The sequence below is a fragment of the Rhabdothermincola sp. genome (assembly GCF_036846205.1).
In the GTDB taxonomy this organism is placed as follows: domain Bacteria; phylum Actinomycetota; class Acidimicrobiia; order Acidimicrobiales; family Acidimicrobilacustridaceae; genus Rhabdothermincola.
In genome coordinates this window covers 30,243-48,733 of sequence record NZ_DAIUCK010000006.1, presented here as the reverse complement: position 1 = coordinate 48,733, position 18,491 = coordinate 30,243, and the positions used below count along the sequence as shown (strand labels likewise).

The following is an 18,491-nucleotide window of genomic DNA, read 5'->3' as shown; positions in this document are numbered from 1 at the left end:
GCGCGCCGGGCGACGAGCGGGGTTCATCGGGACGGCTCCGCCGGGCGGGCGGTCACGGTGGTGGTGGCCTCGCCGGAGCGCAGCACGGTGCCGGGTGTGGCACCGGTGAAGGCGCCGGCGCGCACGATCTCGACGCCGTTGACCAGCACGTGCTCGATGCCGTCCGCCTCGGCGACCAGCCGGCTGGCCCCGCCGGGCAGGTCGTCGAGGGTGCGCTCCGGGCGCGGCCCCACGGTGGCGGGGTCGAAGATGGTGATGTCCGCGTGCACGCCCTCGACCAGGACCCCCCGGTCCACGAGGCCGTACAGGCGGGCAGGCACCGCGGTGAGCTGGTGGACCGCCTCCTCCATGGTCAGCAGCTCGCGGTCGCGCACGGCTTCGCCGACCAGGAACGAGCTGTAGGTCGCCCCACACATCATGTCCAGGTGGGCGCCGGCATCGGAGGCGCCGACCACGGTGCGCGGGTCGCGCCACACCTCGGCCCGGGTGCGCCACAGCTCGTCGCTCTCGGGGAGCATGCCCGGCGACAACCCGGTGCGCAGCCCGTCGGCGATCACCACGTCGCAGAGCGCGTCGAAGGGCTCCGCCCCGGTCCGCTCGGCGATCTCCCCCACCGTGAGGCCCTCGTACGGTGCGGTCTCCGGCGAGAAGGTCTCCACCACCCGCAGGTGCTTCCAGCGGGCCAGCGCGCCGATGGCCCCCGCGTCGGGCGACCGCGCCCCCTCGTCGAGGCGGCGGCGGGTCGCCGGGTCGCGCAGCGCGGCCAGCCGCTCGTCCACCGGCAACCCGAACAGGTCCGCCCACCCGGGAAGAGCGTCGAGGATCATGCCGGACAGGAACGTCAGCCGCAGCTTCATCCCCTGCGGCAGGGTGAGCGCCACCACCCGACCGCCGGCCTCCGCCGCCCGGTCCGACAGCGCGAGCTGCTCCCGCCAGCTGTCGTTGTGCCCCACACCGAGCACGTTCCAGTTGAGGGGGCGGTCGGCGCGGGCCGACATGGTGGACAGGAACGTCACCTCGTCGGGGCTGAAGCCGTTGATGCAGCCGGGCACGATGGCCTCGAGCTGGGTGCCGGGGAACTCGCCCACCACGTCGCAGAGCCGGAACACCTCCTCGTCGGTCGCCGCCCGCGACGGCACCGGGTTGCCCTCGCCGTCGTGGTGGGTCGGCGCCCGCGAGGTCGACAAGCCCAACGCGCCCGCGGCGAGCGCCTCCCGCAGCAGGGAGGCCATGGCCTCGATCTGCTCGGCGCTCGCCGGATGACCCACCGCGTCGTCGCCCATGACCGCGCGCCGGATCGGCGAGTGGGCGGCGAGGAAGCCCGCGTTCACCGCGATCGAGCCGGGCAGCCGGCCGAGCCAGTCCCCGAACGAGGTCCACTCCCAGTCCAGCCCGGCTTCGAGGGCGGCGAGGGGGATGCCCTCGACCCGCGACATCATCCGGGCCAGGTAGCCCGCGTGGTCGCCGCCGGCGGGTGCGAGCGCGAAGCCGCAGTTGCCGCCGAAGACCGTGGTGACCCCGTGCAAGGGGGACGGGCTGGCGGTGGGGTCCCACAGCAGCTGGGCGTCGTAGTGGGTGTGCAGGTCGACGAATCCGGGCGCCACCACCAGGCCGGTGGCGTCGATGGTGCGGCGGGCCGGTTCGCCGATGGCACCGGGCGCGCCGATCCCCACCACGCGCCCGCCGCGAACCGCCACGTCCGCCACCCGGCCGGGTGCCCCGGTTCCGTCCACCACCGTGCCGCCACGGATCAGCAGGTCGAGCATCAGGCCGCCTTCCGGGTCGAGGTCGGGAGCTCGTGGCGGAACAGCCGGCTGGCGTTGCGCCACGCGATCATCTCCGCCTCCTCCACCGGGAGCGGCGCGAGGGCCTGCTCGGCCCGGGTGCGGGTCTGCGGCCAGGTGGAGTCGGCGTGGGGGTAGTCGCTCTCCAGCACGATGTGCTCCACGCCGATCTCGTGGCGGAGCACCAGGCTGGCGTTGAGGTCGATCACGGAGAACCAGAAGTTGCGCCGGAGCACCTCGCTGGGGCGGTGCTCACGGTCAGCCCAGGCACCGCCACCGGTGGCGGAGTGGTCCATCACGTAGTCGAGACGGTGGATCAGCATCGGCACCCAGTCGATGCCGCTCTCGGCCAGGCAGATCTTCAGGTGCGGGAAGCGCACGGGCACCCCGGACCACAGCCAGTCAGCCGCGGCGACCAGCGCGTTCACCGGGAACAGGCTGGTGAGCAACTCGAGGGGCGCTCCCGGCGAGCGCGATGCCGACCAGCCGGACGAGGCGCAATGGAGGCACACCACCGTGCCGGTCTCCTCGCAGGCAGCGAGGAACGGGTCCCAGTGGTCGGTGTGCAGCGAGGGCAGGCCCACATCGACCGGGTTCTCGAGGAAACTCACCGCCTTGAAGCCTCGGGCCGCGTTGGCCCGCACCTCCTCCGCCGCGAGCACGGGATCGGCGAGCCACGGCAGCTGGAGGGGGATGAACCGTTCGGGGTTCGACCCGACCCACTCCTCGAGCTGCCAGTCGTTCCAGGCCCGCACGCAGGCCAGGCCGAGGCGCGGGTCGCGGCTGCGGAGGAAGACCGTGCCCGCGAACCCGGCGATCAGCGAGGGGTAGCAGAGCTGGACGTCGACGCCGTCGAGGTCCATGTCGGCGACCCGGGCCACCGGGTCCCAGCAGCCTCGGCGCATCTCGTCGAACCGGGCCGGGTCCATGCTCCACTGGTCCTTGGGGCGACCGACCACCGCGTTGAGCCCGATCTGGGGGTAGCGCTGCCCGTCGTACTCCCAGGCCTCGGTGCCGTCCGCCGCGGTGACGATCCGCGGGGCGTCCGGCTGGAGGGCGGCGGGCAGGCGGCCCTCGAAGAGGTGGGCGGGCTCGATCACGTGGTCGTCCACGGAGATGATGCGCAGGGTCATCGCCGGTTCCGTCTCGCCGTGCCGTCGGGTTCCGACATGCCGTGCCAGCAGAAGGACCACACGTGCTCGGCGACCTCGCTCGGCGGGCGGGGATCCCGGCCCAGGGCCAGCTCGTGGATGCAGCGCAGCACCAGCGTGAAGACCAGCGTCGCGTCCCGCCGGGTGTCCTGCGCTCGGGCCGCCCCGCTGTCCTGCGCCCGCTCGAGCAGGTCCACCAGCAGGTCGAGGAACGGCGCCACCGCCTGCTCCATCTGGTCGGGCCGCTCCTCCGAGAGCCGGCCGTACTCTCGTACCAGCACCCCGACGTAGCCCTCGTCGCCGGCGGCCATCAGCTCGAACAGGCCGGTGACCCACGCCCGAACCCGCTCGACCGGGTCGTCGTGGGCCTCGACCATCTCGGCGAGGAAGAGGGCGCCGACCGCGCAGTCCTCCTCCAGCAGCGCGAGCAGGAGGTCGTCCTTGCCGTCGAAGAGCCGGTAGAAGCTCTTGAGCGACTGCCCGGAGCGTTCGACGACCTGCTGAACGGTGAATGCCGCGCTGGCCGACTCGGTGGCGAGCGAACGGGCGGCAGCGACGAAGCGCGAGAGCCGCTCGACCGAACGAGCCCTCGCCTCTGACAGCGAGCGGTCGAGCGCCCGGGCCTGCCAGGCAGGGATAGCAGAGATCTCGTGATGGGAGAATGGCATTCTCCGGAATCATGACAGCCCGAGCAGGATGGAACAAGGCCCTCCCGCGGTTGGATGGAGGCATGATCCCCGTCAGGCGTCTCAACCACGCGGTGCTCTACGTGCGGGACGTCGACCGCAGCGTGGCCTTCTACCGCGAGGCGTTCGGCTTCGAGGTGGTGGAGCAGGTCCCCGGCCGGGCTGCGTTCCTGCGGGCCGCAGGCTCGGGCAACCACCACGACCTCGGCCTGTTCGCGGTGGGGCCCACTGCGCCATCGCCCCCTCCCGGGTCGGTGGGTCTCTACCACCTCGCCTGGCAGGTCGACACCATCGAGGACCTCGCCGGCGCGGCGGCGACGCTGCGGGAGCTGGGCGCGCTGGCGGGCGCATCCGACCACGGCACCAGCAAGTCGCTCTACGGTGTCGATCCGGATGGCAACGAGTTCGAGATCATGTACCTCGTCCCCCGCAGTGACTGGGACGCGTACGAGGGCCGGGCACCGGTGATGTCCCTGGACCTCGATCGCGAGCTGGCGCGCTACGGCTCCCGCGGCGAGCGGTGAGCGAGCCCGTGTCCCTTCCCGAGCCCGACCCCGACGTCCCCACCATCCCCGCGGCGACCGTCGTCCCGTTGCGCGACGGGTCGGACGGGCTGGAGACGTTGATGCTGCGCCGCAACTCGGCACTGGCGTTCGCGGGCGGGATGTGGGTGTGGCCCGGCGGGCGGGTCGACGAGGCCGACCGGGTGGCCGGCCACCCCGGCGACCTCGAAGCCGCGGCACGGCGGGCCGCGGTGCGCGAAGCCCGGGAGGAAGCGGGCCTGGTGCTCGAGGAGCAGCGCCTGGTGTGGTTCTCGCACTGGACCCCGCCCCCGGTGCGGATGCGCCGGTACGCCACCTGGTTCTTCGCCACCCGGGCCCCCGACACCGAGGTGGTGGTCGACGGCGGGGAGATCGAGGAGCACTGCTGGACCACCCCCGCCGAGGCGATGGCCCGGCGCAACGCCCTCGAGATCGAGCTGGCGCCGCCGACCTGGATCACCCTGGAGCAGCTCCGGCCCTACCGCACCGTGACCGAGGCCCTCGACGCGCTGGCGGCGCGCCCCGCCGAGCACTTCGCCACCCGCTTCGCGATGGTCGAGGGTGGTGCGGTGGCCCTCTACCACGGCGACGCCGGCTACGAGACCGCCGACGCGGCGGTCCACGGCCCTCGCCATCGCCTGTGGATGCTCGAAAGCGGCTGGCGCTACGAGCGCGACACCGACAGCAACGCCCCCTGAGGGGTGGCTCGCGGGGTCGAGGTCCGCTGGACGAACGCCCGGGCCTCCACCGAGCTGTCGGTCTGCGAGCATCCACCGTCGGGGGCGGCCTGGTAGTTCACCCGCACCGCCGGCACCGGCACGCTGCGCCCGCGCTCGTCGATGAGCGCCAGCTCGCGCCAGCGGACCTCGGTGGGTGGCGCGTCGCAGTCGGCGAACACCTCGGACCACACCAGCGCGTCAGCGAGGTGCCGTCCCGGCGCGAACAGCTCCCGCACCACCGTGACCGGGCCACCACCTGCCAGGTCCACCACCTCGCCCCGCCAGCTCGTGGCCCCCGGCGGTGCGCCCGGCGCCAGCCCGCCCGATCGCCGGATCCGCAACCGGTAGGGCCGGGCCGGGTGCCAGGCGAAGTCCCGGGTGTTGGGGTTGCCGGTCGCCGACGGCAGCAGGGACGTGCTGCCAGCCAGCTCCACTCCCCCGGCCCCGTAGCCGCCCCAGTTGATGGCGGTGCGCCCGGGGTGGCCGGGGTGCCACTGCAGGCCGAGATGCGCGGCACCCCCGTGGCGCCCGGCCTCGGTGAAGGACACCTGCAACGCCCAGAAGTAGAGGGCGTCCACCGAGGGGGCCACGGTGACCTCGAGTGTCGCCTCCGCCGCCACCCACTCGCCGGGAGGCACCTGCCAGGCGAGGTGGAACGACGACGCTCCGTTGGCGGAGCGGGGCCGCGCCCGGTGGTCCCGTCCCAGCGATCGGCGCCGATCACCCGGCGCCACCAGCCGCTCACGTGCCGCCGGAGCCAGCCGGGTCGGCGGGGCCAGCCGGGTCGGCGGGGCCAGCGGCCCGGTGGGCACGCCAGTCACCCGACGCGATGACCCTGCCGGCCGGGACCTCGCCGGTGAAGACATAGGCCCACGCCTCGACGCCCGGCTCGAGCGTGACGAGCCGGGTGCGGACGAACAGCGACCCCTCGGGGGACGCGGGATCGAATCCCTCGTAGCGGTCGAGGACCTCGAGCACCCCCGCGTCGGCGACCCGGACGAGCTCGCCGATGACCCGGCCGGCGGGCTGGAGCACCAACCCCGGGTACCAGCCGAGCTCGACGAGGGTGCCCGCCAGCACGCACCGCCCGAGCGACTGCAGCCGACCCCGGAGCCCGAGCCGCTCCTGACCACCCTCACCACTCATGAGGGTGCCGTACAGCGCGAGCAGCTCGGGCTCCATCAGCGCAGCTAGGCCGGGCTCATCCTCCCGCCGGCCGCCCGAGCTTCGCGGCGATGGCTTCGATCCGCGAGTAGCGCTCGCGCATCTCGTCGCGGAAGCGGGAGTTGTCGGTGTCCGCGATCTCGTAGCGCATGTCGGCCAGCGTCTGGTCGAGCAGCTCGGCGAGCAGCGCCACCTCGTCGTCGGTCAGGCTCACGTCTGGCATCAGGACCTCCTGGAGTGTGGAGCGACGGTTGCCGGCTCAGAGGAAGGCGGGCACGAAGACCAGCGCCACGATGGTCATGACCTTGATGAGGATGTTCATGGACGGGCCCGAGGTGTCCTTGAACGGGTCGCCCACGGTGTCGCCCACCACGGCCGCCTTGTGCGAGTCGGAACCCTTGCCGCCGTGGCTACCGGCTTCGATGTGCTTCTTCGCGTTGTCCCACGCGCCGCCGGCGTTCGCCATGAAGATGGCCAGCGCGAAACCTGACACCAGCGCCCCGGCGAGGAAGCCCCCGAGGGCGTCGATGCTCACGAAGCCGAGCACCAGCGGGATCACGATCGCGAGCGCGCCGGGCAGCAGCATCTCCTTCAGCGCGGCGTCCGTCGAGATGGTCACGCAGCTGGCGTAGTCGGGCACCACGCCCTCCTTCCCCTCGCGTAGGCCGGGGATCTCGCGGAACTGGCGGCGGACCTCCTCGATCATGCGGTTCGCGGCCCGACCGACCGCGTCGATGGTGAGGGCCGCGAACAGGAACGGCAGCATGGCCCCGAGGAACACGCCGGCGAAGACCCAGACGTCACCCAGGTTGAGGTCGAGTGTCTGGCCGCCGCTCTCCACCGCCTGCTGGAAGGCCTTGAACAAGGCCAACGCGGTGACCGCCGCGGAGCCGACCGCGAAGCCCTTCGCCACGGCGGCGGTGGTATTGCCCAGCGCGTCGAGCGAATCGGTCACGTCCCGGACCTCCGACGGCAGGTGCGCCATCTCCGCGATGCCGCCGGCGTTGTCCGCGATCGGCCCGTAGGCGTCGACACTGACCACCACGCCGGTGGTGGCCAGCATGCCGATGGCCGCGATGGCGATGCCGTAGATGCCCGACAGGTCGTTGCCGGGCAACGCGTGGTCGGCCGCCCAGTAGGCACCGCCCACGGCCACGAGGATCAGCAGCACCGCGGGGGCCACCGAGAGCAGACCCGCCGAGACGCCGCTCAGGACCGTGGTGGCCGGGCCCGTCTCGCTCTGGCGGGCGATCTTGCGCACCGGGCTGTAGTGGTCAGAGGTGAAGAACTCCGAGACGAAGCCGATGCCCATCCCCACCCCCAGGCCGAGCACCACCGCCAGGGGCATGCCCCACCAGTTCTCGACCCCTTCCACGTCGTTGAAGAAGAGGTAGCCGAACACGAACGCCAGCACCACGGTCAGCACAGCGGCCACGTTGGTGCCCATGTGGAGCGAGCGAGCCAGGTCCTTGCTCGTGGCATCGGCCTTCGCCCGCACGGTGAACGCGCCGATGATCGAGGCCACCATGCCGAACGCCCCGATGGCCAGCGGGAACAGCAGCGCCCGCTCCTGGAACGCCTGGTTGCCCGCGAACGCGAAGGCGGCCAGGGCGATCGGCGCGATCAGCGATCCCGCGTAGCTCTCGAACAGGTCGGCGCCCATCCCGGCCACGTCACCGACGTTGTCGCCCACGTTGTCCGCGATGGTGGCGGGGTTGCGGGGATCGTCTTCGGGGATGCCGGCCTCGACCTTGCCCACCAGGTCCGCGCCCACGTCGGCGGCCTTGGTGTAGATGCCGCCCCCGACCCGGCTGAACAGCGCGATCGAGCTGGCACCCAGCCCGAAGGCAGTCACCACCTCGAACGCCTGGTCGACCTTCAGCACCTTCACGAACACGATGTAGGCCACCGACAGGCCGAACAGGGCCAGCCCGGCGACGGTGAACCCCATCACCGCGCCGCCCTTGAAGGCCAGCGGCAGCGCGGCCTGCGGCCCGGTGCGCGCCGCCTGGGTGGTGCGAGCATTCGCCATGGTGGCGACGGTCATGCCGACGAAGCCCGCCAGCCCGGAAAAGCAGGCGCCGGCCACGTAGGCGATCGCGCCCCACGGCCGCCCGTAGTCGAGAAGCACCGCGATGAGCACGGCCATGATCACCACGAAACCGGCCACCCAGGTGTACTCGCGACGCAGGAATGCACGGGCCCCCTGCTGGATCGCGTTCATCAACTCCACCATGCGGTCGTTGCCGGGGTCGGCCTTCTTCACCACACCGAAGAAGAACGCGGCGAGCACCAGGCCGGCGAGGGCCGCGAGTGCGCTCACGTAGGGGACGGCGTCCATGCATCAACTCCTTGCAGGCAGCGCCGCACCGGCCCGCCGGCCCTCGGCCGGCTCTCGGTTGGCCACGGCGCGTCTCGTCGGGACGGCACAGGAGCCTAGGCGGTCCCACACCACTCCTCGCGCACGCTGGCCGGGATCAGCCGCGGGGGGACGCTGCACCGGGCGCACCGGCCGCGAACCCGGTTCGCGAGAGGCGGTAGAGCACGTGCCAGGTGAGGGCCGTGCCGGCCTCGACCAGCGGGTGCTCGAAGTCGTCGCGGGGGTCGCGGGTCATGCCCAGCCGCTCCATGACCCGCCGCGAACGGCGGTTACCGGCCACGGTGTACGACACCACCTCGTCAAGGTCGAACGAATGGAACGAGGCGTCGAGCACCCGGCGGGCTGCCTCGGTGGCGTACCCCCGACCCCACGCGCTGCGGACCAGACGCCAGCCGATCTCCACGGCGGGTGTGAAGTGCGCCTCGAACGGTACCGGTCCCAGGCCGACGAACCCGATGAAGGGCTCCCCGCCCGGGACCTCGACCGCCCAGAACCCGAAGCCGTCGCGCTCGAAGGCGGCCTCGATGCGGTCGACGAGCGCATCGGACTCCTCCCGATTCAACAGCTTCGGGAACCAGCGCATCACCTCCGGATCCGCATTGAGCGCTGCGAACGGCTCGCGGTCCTCCGGGCGCCAGCGCCGCAGGACGAGCCGCTCGGTGCGCAGCTCGGCCCGCCCGGTCATGGGGTGGCGGTCAGCCCTGCTCGGGCGGGCAGCCCATCTCCAGCACCGCGGGCGCGATGCCGGCGCTGGCTGCCCCACAGGGCTCGTCACCGAGGTTGGTCCAGGCCCCGTTCTCGGACTTCAGCACCACGTGGAAGGTGGACGTGGCCCCGCTGCCCACCGTGCCGGTCACCCCGGCGTAGCCATCGGCGCAGACGTAGCCGGTGATCACATCGCCCTGCGGGATGGCCGCCACCAGCGCGGTCGGGGTGCAGGGGGCCTGCCCACCGGTCGTGGTGGTGGTCGTGGAGGCGGTGGTCCCGGTGGTGCTGCACACCTTCTTCCCCGCCTGAGCAGCCGCTTCGAGCGCCTTCGTGGTGGCCGCGTCCATCTCACCGTTCGCCGCCAGGCCCTCCGCCTGCTGGAACTCGACGATGGCGGCCTCCGTGTGCGGGCCGATGACACCGTCCACCCCACCGGGGTTGCAGCCGACCTCGGTCAGCCACTGCTGGATCTGCTCGTCGTAGCGCACGGTCGCCGCGTTGCTGGGCACGACCGTGGTGCCGCTGGCCGCGGCCGTGGTGGTGGACGCAGACGACTCCTGCTTGTCCTTCCCGCAGGCGGCGAGGACCAGGACGGCGGCGGCGACGCCGGCAGCGATCGTCAAGCGACGTCGGCGAATGGTGATCACGAGCTCCTCCCGGTGTGAAACGACGGCGGGACGCTACCAGTTGCCATCGGGTGGCCGGGGGAACCGGTGAACCCCGCCGGGATCGTGCCGCCCGCCGTTGAATTGCCTCAACGGGCCCTGGGCGCGGGACCCCGTGCGTGCTAACCCGGCACGCGCCCCCGTGATCTCGTCTGGTCGGGAACTCCCGCCCGAACCGCGGCCGTCGAGCGAGAAGACGATGCCCCACCTGCCCGCCATCCACCTCCCCCGGCGCTGCACCGTCGCCCTCGCGGCCACCGCCGCGATCGCGGCCACCTCGGCGCTCGTCCTGCTGGTCGCCTTCGGGGACCGTCACCCCGCCGCAGCCGCTCCCACCTGCACGAAGATCTGGACCGGGGCCGAGGACGACTACTGGTCCACCCCCGCGAACTGGCAGCCCAGCGGGCGGCCCGGGCAGAACGACTACGCCTGTGCGGACGAGTCGGCCGACATCTACTTCGACGACGACCTGGTCCGCACGGTCAAGGGCCTGGACATCAAGGGGAGCCTGACCATCGACTACGGCGAGCTACGCATCGGACTCAGCTCGGCGTCGGGATTCGAACCCTCCTACGTCGGGGACCTGAGGCTGGCCGATCGCCGCGGCGGGCGCGCCCCGCTCACGATCACTGGTTCGCTGACCGTCTACTCGGGCGGCGTGCTCGGCTCGCCCGACAGCGCGACCTACGCCCGCTACGGGACCACGACCCTCGCGCCCGGGGCGGAGCTGTTCCTCGACGACGAGCTGTCGATCGAAGGCCGCCACACCTTCCGCAACGAGGGCCGGATCGACTGGCTGTTCGGCGACGTCTGGGTGTGCGAGAGCTCCACGTTCGAGAACGCCGGGCTGATCACCGCCAACACGGACGGGTCCGGGGTGCTCGACTGCGGGGTGGGCACCAACCGGTTCCTCAACACCGCCACCGGCACCGTCCGCAAACTCGACACCGGCTACGACCTGCCCTTCGATCTGCCCTTCGTCAATGCCGGATCGGTCGTCGTCGACGGCGACACCCTGTCGGTGCGAGGCCAGCCGGCGGGGTCCACCGATTCCGGTTCCTACCTGCTGAACGCAGGAACCCTGCAGCTGGCGGGCAACCGGACCTTCGGCGCCGGGTCGTCGGTCGCAGGCGACGGGCAGGTGGCGGTCTCGAGCGGCACCGTGAACCTCGGCCCCGTCACCTCCCTGGCCCGTCTCCAGATCGCCGGCGGCTCGGTCGTCGGCAACGCGACCGTCACCGCCGCGCTCGACTGGCGCGCCGGTTCCCTGCAGGGGCCCGGCACCACGACCGTCGCCGCCGGCGCGACGGCCACGATCAGCCAGGCTGGCTCCCACAACCTCTCCGGTGGCCACACCCTGCGCAACCTGGGCACGGTCTCGTGGGTGGGTGGCGCCATCGGGCTGTGCGACGGCTCCAAGCTCAGCAACGAGGGCGTGCTCACGATCAGCGGCACCGCCGCCTCGGTCACGGCATGCGGGGGGCCCGGGGCCTCGATGGCCAACACCCCGACGGGGACGATCACGAAAGCCTCCGGGGGTGAGGTCACCCTGGGGGTCGCCACCACCAACCACGGCACGCTCCGCATCGCGCCAGGCCAGTCGCTGCGGATCCAGGGCCCCTTCACCAACCTCAGCGCCGGCACCCTGAGCGGGGGCGCCTACCACGTCGGCGCCGGCGGCACCCTGCGCCTCGACTCCGCCAGCGCCGGCATCTCCACCAACGCCGCCGCCATCCGCCTCGACGGGCCAGCCGCGGCCATCACCAACGGCTCCGGCGCCAACGCCCTGGGGGCACTCACGGCCAACACGGCCTCCGGGGTGATCGACGTTCGTGACGGCCAGATCCTCCCCGTGACCGGGACCCTCACCAACGCCGGCCTGATCACCGGCACGGGCACGCTGCAGGCCGCCTCGGTGATCAACGCCGGAACGATCCGGCCCGGGGTCGCCGGCCCGGGGACCCTCACCATCGCCGGGGGGCTCGAGCAGACCGGGACGGGAACGCTGGAGGTCGACCTCGCTGGCACCACGGCGGGAACCGGGTACGGCCGCCTGGCGGTGACGGGCACCGCGACCCTCGGCGGCACCCTGCGGCTGAACGTCGGCTACACCCCAGGCGTCCACGACCAGCACACCGTGGTCACCGCCGCCTCCCGCAACGGCACCTTCGCCTCGCTCGTCGGGTCACCCGGCGGCACCAACGTCTTCCGGGTGCGCTACACCGCCACCGCGGCCACGGTCACCACCGACGCGCTGCCCACCGTGTCGATCGCCGACTCGGCCGTGCTCGAAGGCGACCAGGGGCTCGGCGCGCTCACGTTCACCATCACGCTCGACGCGCCGAGCCCCGACCCGGTCAGTGTGGCGTGGTCCACCGTCGACGGTACGGCGACCGCGCCGGAGGACTACCTGGCCTTGTCCGGCCTGGCGGTGATCGAGCCGGAGGCCACGATGACCACCGTCTCCGTACCGATCGTGGGCGACACCGAGATCGAGGACGACGAGAGCTTCGAGGTCGTCCTCGCCGAGCCGAGTGGCGCGGTACTGGGCACGAGCCGGGCCACCGGCACCATCGTGAACGACGACGCGCCCGAACCGGTCCTCCCGGTGGCGAGCGTCGGAGATGCCTCACTGTGGGAGGGAGACTCCGGCGTCCGCACGATGCTGATCCCGCTCACCTTCGACCGGCCCACGAACCAGCCCTTCACGCTCCGGTACCGGCTGGTCGGACTGACGGCATCAGGAGGGCGGGTGGACTTCGATGACGGTCGGGGGGCCGAGCGCACCATCACCATCAAGCCCCGGGCCGACGGGCTGACCCCGGTGTCGAAGATGGTGCCGGTCAGGGTCTTCGCGGACACCGAGGTGGAAGGTGACGAGACCTTCGGGCTGGAGTTGCTGGAGGGGACCGGTGTGCGACTCGGTCGCACCTTCGGCGTCGGCACGATCCTCGACGACGACGGCGGCGTGCCGGGCGGAGCCCGGGTCGGGGTGTCCTCGATGGCGGTGGTCGAGGGCCACGACGGCACCGTGAAGGTGGCCGCTCGGGTCACCCTCTCGGCGCCGGCCGCCGCCCCCGTGACGGTGGCCCTCACCGCCGAGGACCAGTCGGCCACCGCCGGGGTGGACTACAACCGCCTGAAGCCCAAGACGATCACCTTCCGCCCCGGGCAGGTGCACAAGACGGTCTGGATCATCCTGCGACCGAACGTGGTGCCCGACGGCGACCGCACGCTGCGGCTGGTCCTCGGCGAGCCCGCCGGGGCGTCGATCCGATCGACGGGGCACGGGATGCTCACCATCCTCGACGACGACTGACGTCGATCGCCGGGCGGTCACCCGTGATCCCCGCCCGGCGCAGGTCGCGACCTCTCGAGGATCGTGGTCCGCGCTACCCGGCGAGGAACCCCGCGTAGATCTGCCAGGCGAGCACCGATTTCGCCACCAGGCTGAGCACCAGGTACCCGGCCTCGCCGAACGCGTAGTCCGACCATGGCCCCACCTCCCGATACTGCAGCCACCGGTTCGCCCCGAAGCTGAAGAAGAACGCGAACTGGGCCACGACGATGCCGTACACGAAGCCCGGTACCGTCGCCGCGCCGGCGACGTTGGTGGCGATAGCGATCCACGGCGCCAGCCCGACCAGTGTCCCGAACCAGAACGGGACCATCGAGGTCCTGGGCCGCCCGGGCGGGTTCGTGCGTTCCTGCACCCACCCGAAGAGGATCATCCCCACGTTCGCCCCCGCGATGGCGATGAGCGCGGTGACGTCGGAGATCCCGCTGTAGAGCGCGATGAGCAACACCATGACCGTGGCGCTGAGGGAGTACTCCACCCAGCGGGAGCGGTTGATGCCCCGGCGCAGGTCGTGTTCGTTAGAGGCCCCGACCCACCGTGGCGGTCGCCAGATGATCGACGGCCGCCAGAGCCAGGAACACGGCGATGGCCGGCCCGACCCGCACGTCGACGAGGCGTTCCGGTGCCGGCGGCGCCGTGCCGGGTGGCCCGGTCGGGAACGTCGACGTGATGGTGACCGCGAAATCCCCGGCGAGGAGCAGGATCACGACCGCCTGCGCGGCGTGGAGCACCGCCAGCCCGACGTTCCAGCGACGCAGCCGGGCGAGACGTACCTCGGTCACACCGGCGGCGACGGTCGTGCGCTCGTTCACCGTCCGGGCCTCACCCACCAGCATGACCGGTCTCTACCCAGCGATCGGAGGGCCACTCACCTCCAACCGAGCCCCACGAGTCGTGACCGGGTCCGGCATCGCTGACCGGACCCGGTCACCTCGGTCACTCAGCCGTGTCGAGCTCAGCTGCAGCCGCTGGTGGTGCCGCAGCTCGGGCAGGCGTGGCAGCTCCCGGCCCGCACCATCTGCACCCCGCACTGCATGCACATCGGCGCGTCGCTGTGGCGCACCTCCGGCTGGCGGGCACCCGCACCGGGCTCGACCCGTCCCACGAGCGTGGACGCCGACTCGATGGACGGCGGGTCGGCGGGCAGCTCACCCTGGCGGGTTTCGACGACGGTCTCCTCCACCCCGGGCAACGTCGGCTGGGTGCGCTCCGCGGTGGTGAGGATGTTCAGCTCGGCCCGCTCCTCGGGCGAGAGGTACATCACCGCCAGCTTGCGGAACAGGTAGTCCATCAGCGAGCTGGCGATGCGGATGTCCGGATCGTCGGTCATACCCGCGGGCTCGAAGCGCATGCCCGTGAAGGCCTCCACGAAGCTGCGCAGCGGCACGCCGTACTGCAGGCCGTGGCTCACCGAGATGGCGAAGGCGTCCATGATGCCCGCCAGTGTCGAGCCCTGCTTGGAGACCCGTACGAAGATCTCGCCCGGGCGGCCGTCGTCGTACTCCCCGACCGTCACGAAGCCCTTGCAGTCCGCCACCCGGAACTCGAAGGTGCGCGAGGTGCGCGAGCGGGGCAGCTTCTGGCGCACCGGCTCCTGCACGATCCGCTCGACGATCTTCTCCACCACCTGGGTCGCGGCGGCCGGGGCGTCGGAGGCTCCCTCCTTCTTCGCGGTGGCGAGCGGCTGGGCCACCTTGCAGTTGTCGCGGTAGATCGCGATGGCCTTGAGGCCCATGCGCCAGGCGTCGATGTGGAGCTGCTCCACGTCCTCGACGCTGACCTCCTCGGGCAGGTTGACGGTCTTGGAGATGGCACCCGAGATGAACGGCTGCACCGCCGCCATCATCTTCACGTGGCCGAGGTAGTGGATGGTGTTGTCCCCCATCGAGCAGGCGAACACGGGCAGGTGCTCCGCCCGCAGGTCGGGCGCTCCGACGATGCTCTTGTGCTCGTCGATGTAGGCCACGATCCGGTCGATCTCGTCGACGCTGTAGCCGAGGGTGCGCAGTGCCCGGGGCACGGTCTGGTTGACGATCGACATGGTCCCGCCGCCCACCAGCTTCTTCATCTTCACGAGGCCCAGATCCGGCTCGACGCCGGTGGTGTCGCAATCCATCATGAGCCCGATCGTGCCGGTCGGAGCGAGGACGCTGGCCTGCGAGTTGCGCACCCCGTACTCGGACGCGATCTCACAGGCCTCGTCCCAGCTGCGCTGGGCGGCGGAGAGCAGCTCGTGAGGGACGAGCTCCTCGTCGATCTCCGCCGCTGCGGCGCGATGCTGGCCGAGGACCCGCAGCATGTGCTCCTCGTTCTCCGTGTAGCCGGCGAACGGCCCCATGCGCACCGCGGTGCGAGCCGAGGTGGCATAGGCATGACCGGTCATCAGGGCGGTGATCGCCGCGGCCCACGCCCGGCCGGCGTCGGAGTCGTACGGCAGGCCGAGGGCCATGAGCATCGCCCCGAGGTTGGCGTAGCCGAGCCCGAGCTGGCGGAACCGGCGTGAGGTCTCACCGATGGCCTCGGTCGGGTAGTCGGCGTTGCCGACCAGGATCTCCTGACCGGTGAACACGACCTCGACCGCCCGCTTGAAGCCCTCGACATCGAAGGTGCCGTCCTCGTCGAGGAAGGTGAGCAGGTTCAGGCTGGCCAGGTTGCAGGCCGAGTTGTCGAGGTGCATGTACTCGCTGCACGGATTGCTGGCGTTGATGCGGCCGGTGTTGCAGGCGGTGTGCCAGTGGTTGATGGTGGTGTCGAACTGCATGCCGGGATCCGCGCACTCCCACGCCGCCTGGGAGATCTGGCGCAGCAGGTCGCGGGCCCGGACGGTCTTGATGATCTCGCCAGTGGTGACGGCTCGCAGGTGCCAGTCGGCATCGTCGAGCACCGCCTGCATGAACTCGTCGGTGACCCGAACCGAGTTGTTGGCGTTCTGGTACTGGATGGAGGTGATGTCGACACCGTCGAGGCTCATGTCGAACCCGGCGGCCTCGAGAGCCCGGGCCTTGCGCTCTTCCCGGGCCTTGCACCAGATGAACTCCTCGATGTCGGGGTGGTCGACGTTGAGGATCACCATCTTCGCTGCCCGCCGGGTCTTGCCACCCGACTTGATCGTGCCGGCCGAGGCGTCCGCGCCACGCATGAAGCTCACCGGCCCGGAGGCGGTGCCACCGCCCTTCAGCAGCTCGTGGCTCGAGCGGATGCGGGACAGGTTGATGCCCGCGCCGGAGCCTCCCTTGAAGATCGTGCCCTCCTCGACATACCAGTTGAGGATCGAGTCCATCGTGTCCTCGACGGAGAGGATGAAGCACGCGGACGCCTGTTGGGGCACGCCCTCCACGCCGATGTTGAACCACACCGGTGAGTTGAACGCCGCCCGCTGCGTGATGAGCAGGTACTTCAGCTCGTCGCTGAAGGTCTGGGCCTCGTCGTCGTCGACGAAGTAGCCGTCGCGGCGCCCCCACTCGGTGATCGTGTCGACCACCCGATCGACGACCTGCTTGAGCGAGTGCTCCCGCTCGGGGGTGCCGAGGGTGCCCCGGAAGTACTTCTGGGCAACGATGTTGGTCGCGTTCTGGGACCAGCCCACGGGGAACTCGACGTCGGTCTGCTCAAAAGCCACCGAGCCGTCGCGGTAGTTGGTGATGCGGGCATCGCGGCGCTCCCACGCCACCATGTCGTAGGGGTGGACCCCCGCAGTGGTGAAGTGTCGGCGGATGCCGATGCCCGCTTGCTCCGGCGCCATGGCCATGGGCTGCTTCCTCCCCGGATCGGTTCCGTGTCTGGGCCTGTCGATGTGGCTCGGGGAACGCTGGGGGCTCTCCAGGTTACCGGCGGACGAGCCGGGAGCCGCCGGCGCGTCGTGCGCCACGCCGCGACGACCACCACAAGATGTTGTGGTCAACCAGCCCCGCGTGCCCCCCTGGCCACAAGATGTTCGGTGATTACATCACCGTAATTACGAGGTTGTCAACGGTTGATCCGCGAGTCGGGAGCCGTCGGGGCACAACGCCCGCAGACCGACGCGTGCTGCGGCGCGAACGAGCAGGTCAGGAGGTGTCCGCGCGGACTCGAGGTCGCTCGTCGAGCTCCCACTCCCCTCACGCGGTCCCCCAAGGAGTCGTCCTGCCAGCGAGAACGCAGACGCCTTACCACCATCCGCCGTCCGCGCCGCAGCCGTCGTTGCGCGGATCAACCTACGAAGAACGGCCTGTGGGACAAAAGAGGTACAACCCTGTGAATTCGCGGTGGATTCTCGGTAACCACGTCCACAGGCTTGGGGACGCCCCCCGCTGCGAGGCCGCGGCCGGCCCGCCCGCCGGCTAGCCGGTGGCGCGGGTCGACCTTGACACCGCTGACCCCGCGACCGGGTGACAACCCTGGGCGGGCTCGGGCAGGCCCACGACGGGTGAGCCGTAGCCGGGCAGGCCCTCGGCCGCACCGAGCTGATCCACCACCGACTGCGCGAGGCGACGGGACAGCACGATCGACAGGTGCCCGTGGTCCTTGACCAGGATGTTGGTCGCCCGCAGCTCCGGCTCGAGGATCATCGCCCGGCGGGCCGGGACGATCATGTCGAGGTTCGAGTAGTACGCCACGAACCGGGTGGGGAGAGGACGGGCGCTGTAGCGCAGCAGCGTCATGACCTCCGAGTCCGGGCGCAGCTGCAGCCCACTCGCCAGTGGGCTCAGGGCCGCGAGCGGCGAGCCGTAGCGAGCCAGCCGCACCCCACCATGCGGTGAGGCGATGGTGATGCACACAGCGACCCCCTTCAGGCCGAGCACCTGCACCGCATAGCGAGCGATGACCCCACCGAGGGAGTGGCCGACGATGTGGATGCGCTCCACCCCCAACCGGCCCCTGAGCTGCTCGGCGCGCTCGGCGCAGCGTTGCGCGAGCTGCGGGATGTCGGCGGCGAGCGGGTTGTAGTCGAACGCGTGCACCCGGGCGAAGCCGGCCTGCTCCAGGTAGCGGCGCAGGAACAGCCAGTTCGACTTGTTCGCTCCGTACCCGTGAACCAGCAGTACGGGCGTCTCGACGGTGCTCGGGAGCGCCTCCAGGCGGCCGACATCAGCCAGGTCCGAGCTGGTGAACCCGAGCGGCCACATCCCCGCGGTGATGACCGTGGAGAGGGCCTCGCGCAGTTGCCCGGCGTAGGACGCCGGCCGGCGCGCCGCGTGGAGCACCGCGCCGACCGGTTCGACCGCACGCTGCAGAGCCCCCATCGTCCTCCTCACCACTCACCACGCGCCCCGCTCAGCTGGGCCGGGTAGACCGCCGGCCCCGACCGCTCACGCAGCCCGAACAGATTGGAACGGCGTTCTGCAGCGGGTTCTA

The 18,491-nt window shown here is 71.4% G+C and carries 16 protein-coding genes; 3 read left to right on the top strand and 13 right to left on the bottom strand.

Annotation, left to right across the window (positions count from 1 at the left end; all coding sequences use genetic code 11):
- Positions 1–23: 23 nt before the first annotated feature.
- The 3 genes from V7004_RS01965 to V7004_RS01955 are packed head-to-tail and all read right to left on the bottom strand — an operon-like array spanning position 24 to position 3,603.
- Positions 24–1,766, bottom strand: coding sequence for an N-acyl-D-amino-acid deacylase family protein (locus V7004_RS01965; protein WP_334141577.1), 1,743 nt, complete (start codon positions 1,764–1,766; stop codon positions 24–26).
- Positions 1,766–2,917, bottom strand: coding sequence for an amidohydrolase family protein (locus V7004_RS01960; RefSeq protein ID WP_334141574.1), 1,152 nt, complete (start codon positions 2,915–2,917; stop codon positions 1,766–1,768). The genes V7004_RS01965 and V7004_RS01960 overlap by 1 nt, the downstream gene beginning before the upstream one ends.
- Entirely contained in the window at positions 2,914–3,603 is a 690-nt protein-coding gene (locus tag V7004_RS01955; RefSeq protein WP_334141572.1) for a TetR/AcrR family transcriptional regulator, read from the bottom strand. Before V7004_RS01955 ends, V7004_RS01960 begins: the two co-directional genes overlap by 4 nt.
- 62 nt (positions 3,604–3,665) lie before the next feature.
- Between V7004_RS01955 and V7004_RS01950 the strand changes: the two genes are divergently transcribed.
- Positions 3,666–4,145: a VOC family protein gene (locus V7004_RS01950; protein WP_334141570.1), complete on the top strand. Its 480-nt coding sequence runs from the start codon at positions 3,666–3,668 to the stop codon at positions 4,143–4,145.
- Entirely contained in the window at positions 4,142–4,861 is a 720-nt protein-coding gene (locus V7004_RS01945; protein WP_334141568.1) for an NUDIX hydrolase, read from the top strand. The genes V7004_RS01950 and V7004_RS01945 overlap by 4 nt, the downstream gene beginning before the upstream one ends.
- On the opposite strand, the gene V7004_RS01940 is transcribed toward V7004_RS01945, so the two are convergent.
- The 6 genes from V7004_RS01940 to V7004_RS01915 all read right to left on the bottom strand — a co-directional run bounded on the left by V7004_RS01940 (position 4,828) and on the right by V7004_RS01915 (position 9,757).
- Positions 4,828–5,694, bottom strand: a complete 867-nt coding sequence (locus V7004_RS01940) for a hypothetical protein (RefSeq protein ID WP_334141566.1) — start codon at positions 5,692–5,694, stop codon at positions 4,828–4,830. The two genes, V7004_RS01945 and V7004_RS01940, sit on opposite strands and share 34 nt — an antisense overlap.
- A complete protein-coding gene (locus V7004_RS01935; RefSeq protein WP_334141563.1) occupies positions 5,624–6,064 on the bottom strand; it encodes a gamma-glutamylcyclotransferase family protein in 441 nt (146 codons plus the stop codon). Before V7004_RS01935 ends, V7004_RS01940 begins: the two co-directional genes overlap by 71 nt.
- Before the next feature lie 19 nt (positions 6,065–6,083).
- Entirely contained in the window at positions 6,084–6,269 is a 186-nt protein-coding gene (locus tag V7004_RS01930) for a hypothetical protein (protein WP_334141560.1), read from the bottom strand.
- Positions 6,270–6,305: 36 nt separating this feature from the next.
- Entirely contained in the window at positions 6,306–8,387 is a 2,082-nt protein-coding gene (locus V7004_RS01925; protein WP_334141558.1) for a sodium-translocating pyrophosphatase, read from the bottom strand.
- Between the two features lie 136 nt (positions 8,388–8,523).
- Positions 8,524–9,111, bottom strand: a complete 588-nt coding sequence (locus V7004_RS01920) for a GNAT family N-acetyltransferase (RefSeq protein ID WP_334141556.1) — start codon at positions 9,109–9,111, stop codon at positions 8,524–8,526.
- Positions 9,112–9,121: 10 nt separating this feature from the next.
- Positions 9,122–9,757: a peptidoglycan-binding domain-containing protein gene (locus V7004_RS01915; RefSeq protein ID WP_334141553.1), complete on the bottom strand. Its 636-nt coding sequence runs from the start codon at positions 9,755–9,757 to the stop codon at positions 9,122–9,124.
- A gap of 241 nt (positions 9,758–9,998) precedes the next feature.
- Here V7004_RS01915 and V7004_RS01910 point away from each other — a divergent pair, with 241 nt between their 5' ends.
- Positions 9,999–13,118, top strand: coding sequence for a Calx-beta domain-containing protein (locus tag V7004_RS01910; RefSeq protein ID WP_334141551.1), 3,120 nt, complete (start codon positions 9,999–10,001; stop codon positions 13,116–13,118).
- A gap of 73 nt (positions 13,119–13,191) precedes the next feature.
- Here the strand turns inward: V7004_RS01910 and heR are convergent, their stop codons facing one another.
- From heR to V7004_RS01890, 4 genes are all read right to left on the bottom strand, one after another.
- Positions 13,192–13,635 (bottom strand): heliorhodopsin HeR, encoded by a 444-nt coding sequence (gene heR, locus V7004_RS01905; RefSeq protein ID WP_334141548.1) that lies wholly within the window; start codon positions 13,633–13,635, stop codon positions 13,192–13,194.
- Positions 13,636–13,675: 40 nt separating this feature from the next.
- A complete protein-coding gene (locus tag V7004_RS01900) occupies positions 13,676–13,993 on the bottom strand; it encodes a hypothetical protein (RefSeq protein WP_334141545.1) in 318 nt (105 codons plus the stop codon).
- Positions 13,994–14,112: 119 nt separating this feature from the next.
- Positions 14,113–16,905 carry a vitamin B12-dependent ribonucleotide reductase gene (locus tag V7004_RS01895; protein WP_334141542.1) on the bottom strand — a complete coding sequence of 931 codons (2,793 nt, stop codon included), beginning with the start codon at positions 16,903–16,905 and terminating at the stop codon, positions 14,113–14,115.
- 571 nt (positions 16,906–17,476) lie between these two features.
- Positions 17,477–18,379, bottom strand: a complete 903-nt coding sequence (locus V7004_RS01890; protein WP_334141540.1) for an esterase/lipase family protein — start codon at positions 18,377–18,379, stop codon at positions 17,477–17,479.
- Between the last annotated feature and the right edge of the window lie 112 nt (positions 18,380–18,491).

What these genes read in the sequence shown, in the direction of transcription:
- V7004_RS01935 (WP_334141563.1), bottom strand. Translation starts at nt 6,064, where the DNA reads ATGGAGCCCGAGCTGCTCGCGCTGTACGGCACCCTCATGAGTGGTGAG.
- V7004_RS01930 (WP_334141560.1), bottom strand. Translation starts at nt 6,269, where the DNA reads ATGCCAGACGTGAGCCTGACCGACGACGAGGTGGCGCTGCTCGCCGAG.
- V7004_RS01950 (WP_334141570.1), top strand. Translation starts at nt 3,666, where the DNA reads ATGATCCCCGTCAGGCGTCTCAACCACGCGGTGCTCTACGTGCGGGAC.
- V7004_RS01890 (WP_334141540.1), bottom strand. Translation starts at nt 18,379, where the DNA reads ATGGGGGCTCTGCAGCGTGCGGTCGAACCGGTCGGCGCGGTGCTCCAC.
- V7004_RS01910 (WP_334141551.1), top strand. Translation starts at nt 9,999, where the DNA reads ATGCCCCACCTGCCCGCCATCCACCTCCCCCGGCGCTGCACCGTCGCC.
- V7004_RS01900 (WP_334141545.1), bottom strand. Translation starts at nt 13,993, where the DNA reads ATGCTGGTGGGTGAGGCCCGGACGGTGAACGAGCGCACGACCGTCGCC.
- V7004_RS01925 (WP_334141558.1), bottom strand. Translation starts at nt 8,387, where the DNA reads ATGGACGCCGTCCCCTACGTGAGCGCACTCGCGGCCCTCGCCGGCCTG.
- V7004_RS01960 (WP_334141574.1), bottom strand. Translation starts at nt 2,917, where the DNA reads ATGACCCTGCGCATCATCTCCGTGGACGACCACGTGATCGAGCCCGCC.
- V7004_RS01895 (WP_334141542.1), bottom strand. Translation starts at nt 16,905, where the DNA reads ATGGCCATGGCGCCGGAGCAAGCGGGCATCGGCATCCGCCGACACTTC.
- V7004_RS01920 (WP_334141556.1), bottom strand. Translation starts at nt 9,111, where the DNA reads ATGACCGGGCGGGCCGAGCTGCGCACCGAGCGGCTCGTCCTGCGGCGC.
- V7004_RS01955 (WP_334141572.1), bottom strand. Translation starts at nt 3,603, where the DNA reads ATGCCATTCTCCCATCACGAGATCTCTGCTATCCCTGCCTGGCAGGCC.
- V7004_RS01965 (WP_334141577.1), bottom strand. Translation starts at nt 1,766, where the DNA reads ATGCTCGACCTGCTGATCCGTGGCGGCACGGTGGTGGACGGAACCGGG.